The sequence below is a fragment of the Parendozoicomonas verongulae genome, from assembly GCF_009711465.1.
In the GTDB taxonomy this organism is placed as follows: domain Bacteria; phylum Pseudomonadota; class Gammaproteobacteria; order Pseudomonadales; family Endozoicomonadaceae; genus Sansalvadorimonas; species Sansalvadorimonas verongulae.
In genome coordinates, this window is sequence record NZ_SMME01000869.1 from 1 (window position 1) to 5996 (window position 5996).

Genomic DNA, 5996 nt, shown 5'->3' on the forward strand with positions numbered 1-5996 from the left:
GCTTCAGGTTAGGGGGGCTGAATAGTTACAACGAACATATTGATGGCCTGATCTCGCACGACCTTGTTTCTATTCTCAAAGATGTCCTGGGCCAGCAGCCTGATCCCAAGCCTGGTTGGTGGGGAGATATGACTAAAGCTCCCAAGAGTGGAAATAGAAAGAAAAAACATCTTCAAGATCGAAGCACTAAGCACAAATAACGACACACAAAACCCTTAAACTGTCGCCAATAACCTGAGACTCTGGCACTTACCGAAGAAGGCATACGAAGCCCGGTGCACGGGCTCTGCAGGCGACAGTAAACGGATGACCAGACCACAACCCCTTCCCAGAATTCAGCTGGGAGACAGTGATAACCAGCATCGGTACCGGGTGCTCAGTGAATCAGCTGTAACTCTTACCGAGCGCAGCACAAAAAGCTGGGTCACGCTGACCCGTACCGATTCCTTCTGGCACCCCGAATACGGCCGTTTTCAGATCACCCACCAAACCCTCTCCGAGCTGATCCGCAACTTTAAAGCCCGCACCTACGGAACTGTCTAAAAATATCTGCAGACGTCGGTGGGAAGGCGGAATCGAAGCGGATGAGGCCAGGGAGTTGTTTAACCAGGCCGAACATCTTGAAGGCACTGAAAGCATCGAATCTGTTTCTGGCTTTATGCAGGACATTTTTGGAGATCAGTGGTGGTACAGCATTCCCGAAAAGCCTAACTCCCGTTACCAGTATCTGTGTCGTGTGATTCTGACTGTGCAGGCTGGGCTGAAGACGATGATTGAAGGGCGGGAGACGGTGGCATGAGTGAGAAGAATAAACAGTACTGTTGTCGATTTGAAAAGAAAGATGGCTGGTTCACTCCCGTGTGGATAAGCGGTTTTGGGTTAACCCTCAGTGAAGCCAAAGCCTGGGCTAAAAAAGAGTGCCAGAAAAACCCTGATTACCTGCAAGTCAATGACGTTTACGAGGTGGAAGAGTGAGCAATAACAAGAAACTGTCCCCTGAAATGCAGAAGGCATTCAACCGCCTGCAGGAGCATGGCCGCCTGATTAAGTACTCCGGTGGGTTCTGGTCAGCTCCCGGTGTGGCTTGCCGGAAATCCCACTTGGGAACAGGATTGCGGATTCCTGCCTGGCATTACGGCACCCGGACTATTCAGGGGTTGATTCGCCGGGATCTGGCCCGGGTGGTGCGTGAGCGGAAGTGGGAAGGGAAGGTTTATCCGGTTGGAGATGCACTACAAATAAATTCACAAAAAAGGGGTAGCCGTATAGCTGCCCCCTCTTTTTATATCTTCTTAACAAAATCACCAGCATGAGGGTAATCAAAGGGAACGTTTATATCTGGATCTTTTTCAATAATTTCCTCAGTTCCCACAAATAGCTGCGAACTTAAACGTGCGGCAATGTTTATAGGGTTAGCATCTGGACGACGCACCCTGCTCCCTCCATTTCGAACCATGTCAGATTTGATAGTAGCCATTCGTTCTTGAGCATTAACTACTTTCCCTGTGCCTTTTACGATTTCTAAAAAACCGAGACTTTCACCTGAATCAGGGTCAAATAATTCATCTTCAAGACAGTAAACAAGTACCCTGCTATCCTCTTTTATCCCGTCATCCCAGCCTTTGTTTATGACGACGGTATGAGAATCAATAACTTTTACAACCTTTGCATACGGCTGTTTTTTTTCGTTTCCCATCTCATGCACCTCCCAAATACGATCTTGGTACTGAAGGTTTCACCAAAAGCTCGCTAAGTGCGCTCTTTGACTTACCAACCAATTCACTCACTTTATCTTCATGCCCAGCCAGCTGGTAATAGGCAACCTGAATACGCTTATCACCTTGAACATTTATTACCTGCCCGTACCCTGTAAACATCTCAAAACCTTCTTCACGAACGAACACTGATACAACAAAGTCATGTGAAAAAATGTCTGATGGAGCCAACAGGAGAATAGCTTTTGCGTCAGCATAGGCTGCAGTAGCACTAATCACTCTCTCTACAGCAGGAAGCTGATTTCCTGCTTGTGCACAAAAGTGCGCATCATATGCCGTCCTAAGGAAAACAAACGACACATATACCAAAATAAAAACAATGCTAATGACCCATCGTAAAGAGAGCGTTCTTGCTTCATCTATAGCAAAAAAACCAAAGATGGATATCCCTAGTGAGAATAGAGCTACAGCCGCCCCCAATGAGCCGGAAACCGTTTTCCATAGCCTATCCGAAAAGTTCATCATCTCACCGAAACTCCTCCCAAAATTCCTTTATCAATTTTTAAAAACAAGCATGATCAAAACAATGACAGAACCTATAAACCACCATTTCAAATAGAACGGTTGTTCTGTTTGAACAGGTGCCACGCTAACACTTGACGTGTTTACCTCGTACAGGTCACCATCCTCTTCCCAACTATGATCTGAGCCTTGAGTATCTTGCTCAGATGACATAGTGACAGTCTGTTCCTCTTCCCATACGGGTTTAAAGGAACCCACAACAAATTTATTCACCCCTTTGAATACCGGCTTTACACCAACTGCTACCTGTTTATAGTCGCCATTGACCTCCTCATAACTTGTTCGGTATTCCCAATTTTTATCTTTTTTGGGGTTTATGGAGTCAGGTAGCTTTTCGAGGGTTTCAAGAACCTTGCGGCGGTCCAGTACAGGGCACAGTTCATTTTCCCTGATAGCTGTTTCCAGCTCATGCCGGATTCTGCTCTTATCCAAATGCCAAACTTGTTTACTATCAAAGCTGCCATAATCCAACCAGCCACTTCCCCACTGATTGATTGGCATATTCAGTCGCTTACAGCCCCAAATATTTGCTTCGTACTCTCGTTCCCCAAAGCAGAACTGCTCAGGTTTATAGGCTTTTTGTCGATTTCGATAGCAACCCATACCAAAATACGTAAGGTCTTTTTTAGTAGCAGTTTTGCCCTTAATCAGCATTTTGGAAGATTTCCAGCTCCCGATCAGGTTATAGATATTTACTACCAAGTCTACCTCTGTAAGCGGCAAGGTTATGGTATGAATTATCTGCTTGCCTTCCCCTATCTCTGAATAGGACGGAATGTTTTTACAGATATCAACAGCGCGTGAGTAATTTGGAGAACTGCTGTAGCCGAACGATATATCGACATTGGCAGCCTGACTGTCACTAACAGGCTTTACTACGTCAGCTTCTGTGACAGGATCTCCACATTGAGGGCAAAACTTTGAGTCTCGATTTATTGAAGCTCCACACTTATCGCAAATCAGCACAATATTACCTCAGTCTCCATTATCTGATGGCTTTGCGCCCACGCGCCTCTGAGAGGTGCGTGGGCGCTTTCATTTCCAAGTAACCCAATTACAAGGCCTTACCTGTCACATTACCTAAGAACGAATACCAGAAAGCCGATTTCCGGCCAACTGCGTTTTTCTGTGTCTTAGGAAGTATGATTATCTTTCAGATAAGTCCGTGCAGGTACGCTGTTGTTGTCGTATAGCTGAATCATTTCATCTAATGATATGCCCTCACCTGGCCACTGACTGCGAATCTGAACCATATCAAACTCACACTGGTCAGCTCTCAACCAGTCCAGAATTCCCTCATCTTCCATATCTGCATACTCTGGCCACTGATCTATAAGCGGCCTGGCACTCTGAATGGTTTCCTCTTCCGAGAGCCCTATGTAGGCATCAGTTATTTGATAAAGCCCATAGGTGATCATATAAAACGCCATGCTTCCTCCTGGCCGCGCCATTGCTGTGCAACACAACAGGCGCTTTTGTATCTGTTAACCGTTTCCCCCGTACCCCCTGCGAGTAGCATGCGGCGGGTGGAGGGGCGCAAGCGCCGAACCAAGAACGGGATAGTGCCCGGGACTCTGTGGCCGTCTGGGTGTCGGGCGTGCTACTATTTTCCCGTGGTTCCGTGGATCACCGATCTGAATCCCCTGATTATTCTGACATTGCCGCTTTTTTGCTTCCACGCTACAGGTCAATTCCTCCACGCTTTTGCTGTATTCCCACACTTGCCGTTTTCGCCGCCTGCACCGTTCTATCTCTCTATTTATTTCTTTATTTCCTTGAAATAGAAGAAGAAAAGAGAAAGAGAAGACCGCCAGAACAGACAGAAACAGCCACATAAGGCATCCACGGATTTCATCAAAGGCACTTTTTGGCATCCACGGTTTTTTATCATCCCCACAGTGGGTTTTGTGGGCGATCAATCCGCTGAAAAGCCTGTAATATCAGGGGTGTATGGTAAAATTAGGTATGTACCACGCATCCACGGCCGGTTCTGCGCCTGGGAAAATTGAATAAGAAATCTGCCAGCCAAAACCACCCAAACAGCCCCCATCTGGCGGCTGAACGCTTGCGTATTGAAGACTGACTGACGTTCCTGGTAGCCAGTCGTGGTCGTTCACAGAGTACGACCAATAAATACCGTGGCTATTTGAATAAGCTGCAGGATTATCTTGCAGCAGAACACGACACCTGTTTACTGCTGGCGAATACCGACCAGCTGGAGGCGTTCACGGGCTTATGGCTGCATAAACAGGGTGTGGCTCCGAAAAGTCGTCATGTTGTGGTGGCGGCGGTTAAGAATTTCTACAACTGGGCTCGGGATAAGGGCCTGCTTTCTGCCGATCCGGCAAAACGACTCCCGTATCCGAAGATTGGCCGCAAGCTTCCCAGGCAACTGGGGCTGTCCAATGCGGAGCGGTTGTTGATGCAGCCGGATATCGGCACGTTTTCCGGTTTGCGTGATGCGGCCATGCTCGCTCTGCTGATGGGTTGCGGTATGCGGGTGGCAGGGTTGACGGCGTTGAACCAGGAGGATTTGTTCTGGTTTGAGTATCAGGGACGGCAGCGGCTGGCGCTGCGGGTGACGGAAAAAGGCGGTCATGAACGTGAGTTGCCGGTTCCCCATGAGGCCATGCTTCTGCTCCAGGCTTACCTTGGCCATGATGAGCTGCTGGAGGTTGATCGCTCGCTGCCGTCTGGTGGTCAGGTGTTGTTTATCAGCCTGCGCAACCGGAAGGTTCCGGAGCATGAGTATGTTGGGGAGGCCCGTCGGCTGACGGAGAAGTCTGTGTGGTCGATGGTGCAGAAGTACGGCGAGGCGGCTGGCCTGCCCGATGATGTGTGTCACCCTCACGCCATGCGTCACATGCTGGGCGCTGAGATGATGGAAGAGGATATCAGTACTCTCCAGATTCAGGCGATTCTGGGGCATGCGGATCCGAAGACATCGGAGATTTACGCCCGGATCGCCCGGGGCAAACTGACTGAGGTGGTGGATAAGGCGAACTCACTGCGCAAGATTAAAACCGCTGTGACTCCACTGGTGCAGGAAGTGAAGAAGGGAGGCGTTCTGTGATTCAACCCAAACCGCTCAATAATCTGGTGCTGATCGACAGGGCGAAGAACCCGACGACCTCTGAAGGTGGCATCGTTTTCCCCAGTAGTGACGAACCCCAGCAGAGTTTTGGTACTGTGCTGGCGATAGGGGACAAGGTGACGGCTCCGGTTCAGGTGGATGATGTGGTGTTGTTCAGCCGCTATTCCGGAACCGAGGCTTCCTTCCAAGGAAAGGATTATCTGCTTCTTCGGGAAGAGGAGATGATGGCCACGGTTTAGATATCCGATCAGGCCACGGGCTTTTCTTTTGGGGCAGGCAGAGTAATAGAACTGGTATAGGGTAGACCTGACCATATCTTTAAACCCAGTAATACCGGAGGTTCCCACCCGTTCTTGCAGGTGCTGGAAACTCACTAAAATAACGGCCTATAACGTCTCTGGCAGGAGCAGGCCCTAACTGCGCACTATCCCATAATGCGCAGTTCAGATACTCGGACACTACGGGAGAACAAGGACTTATGAGCGGTCAACAGGGAGTAAAGCGCAGTACAACTTCAAAATATCATGATGCACACAAGCAAATAGACCTGCTCAGCGAAGGGGTGGGGGCACGGCAAGAACATCCCTCCCCTCCCCAGGAGGGGG

Annotated in this window: 11 protein-coding genes; 7 read left to right on the forward strand and 4 right to left on the reverse strand. The window is 49.0% G+C overall.

The features are described from left to right. The 5 genes from E1189_RS25635 to E1189_RS19815 all read left to right on the forward strand — a co-directional run. Positions 1-200: hypothetical protein (locus tag E1189_RS25635; protein WP_230460546.1), on the forward strand; the 200-nt coding region annotated here is incomplete at its 5' end. 106 nt (positions 201-306) lie between these two features. Continuing rightward, positions 307-543, forward strand: a complete 237-nt coding sequence (locus tag E1189_RS19800) for a hypothetical protein (protein ID WP_155162800.1) — start codon at positions 307-309, stop codon at positions 541-543. A gap of 31 nt (positions 544-574) precedes the next feature. Beyond that, the gene (locus E1189_RS19805) at positions 575-799 is read left to right on the forward strand and encodes a phiTE_072 family protein (RefSeq protein ID WP_490353779.1); all 225 of its coding nucleotides are present in this window, start codon (positions 575-577) and stop codon (positions 797-799) included. Then, positions 796-975, forward strand: coding sequence for a hypothetical protein (locus E1189_RS19810; protein WP_155162805.1), 180 nt, complete (start codon positions 796-798; stop codon positions 973-975). The genes E1189_RS19805 and E1189_RS19810 overlap by 4 nt, the downstream gene beginning before the upstream one ends. Further along, a complete protein-coding gene (locus tag E1189_RS19815) occupies positions 972-1313 on the forward strand; it encodes a hypothetical protein (RefSeq protein ID WP_155162807.1) in 342 nt (113 codons plus the stop codon). The genes E1189_RS19810 and E1189_RS19815 overlap by 4 nt, the downstream gene beginning before the upstream one ends. Here E1189_RS19815 and E1189_RS19820 read toward each other — a convergent pair. The 4 genes from E1189_RS19820 to E1189_RS19835 all read right to left on the reverse strand — a co-directional run bounded on the left by E1189_RS19820 (position 1283) and on the right by E1189_RS19835 (position 3727). Then, positions 1283-1696, reverse strand: coding sequence for a hypothetical protein (locus tag E1189_RS19820; protein WP_155162809.1), 414 nt, complete (start codon positions 1694-1696; stop codon positions 1283-1285). The genes E1189_RS19815 and E1189_RS19820 overlap by 31 nt on opposite strands. Before the next feature lies 1 nt (position 1697). After that, positions 1698-2240, reverse strand: a complete 543-nt coding sequence (locus E1189_RS19825) for a hypothetical protein (protein WP_155162811.1) — start codon at positions 2238-2240, stop codon at positions 1698-1700. Between the two features lie 30 nt (positions 2241-2270). Continuing rightward, positions 2271-3263, reverse strand: a complete 993-nt coding sequence (locus E1189_RS19830; RefSeq protein WP_230460547.1) for a zinc ribbon domain-containing protein — start codon at positions 3261-3263, stop codon at positions 2271-2273. A 167-nt stretch (positions 3264-3430) separates the two neighbouring features. After that, positions 3431-3727: a hypothetical protein gene (locus E1189_RS19835; protein ID WP_155162813.1), complete on the reverse strand. Its 297-nt coding sequence runs from the start codon at positions 3725-3727 to the stop codon at positions 3431-3433. Positions 3728-4389: 662 nt separating this feature from the next. Between E1189_RS19835 and E1189_RS19840 the strand changes: the two genes are divergently transcribed. Both E1189_RS19840 and E1189_RS19845 read left to right on the forward strand, forming a co-directional pair. Next, positions 4390-5370, forward strand: coding sequence for a tyrosine-type recombinase/integrase (locus E1189_RS19840; RefSeq protein WP_268921669.1), 981 nt, complete (start codon positions 4390-4392; stop codon positions 5368-5370). Continuing rightward, on the forward strand, positions 5367-5630 hold the full coding sequence (locus tag E1189_RS19845) for a co-chaperone GroES (protein ID WP_155162818.1): 264 nt from the start codon (positions 5367-5369) through the stop codon (positions 5628-5630). The genes E1189_RS19840 and E1189_RS19845 overlap by 4 nt, the downstream gene beginning before the upstream one ends. Positions 5631-5996 lie beyond the last annotated feature (366 nt).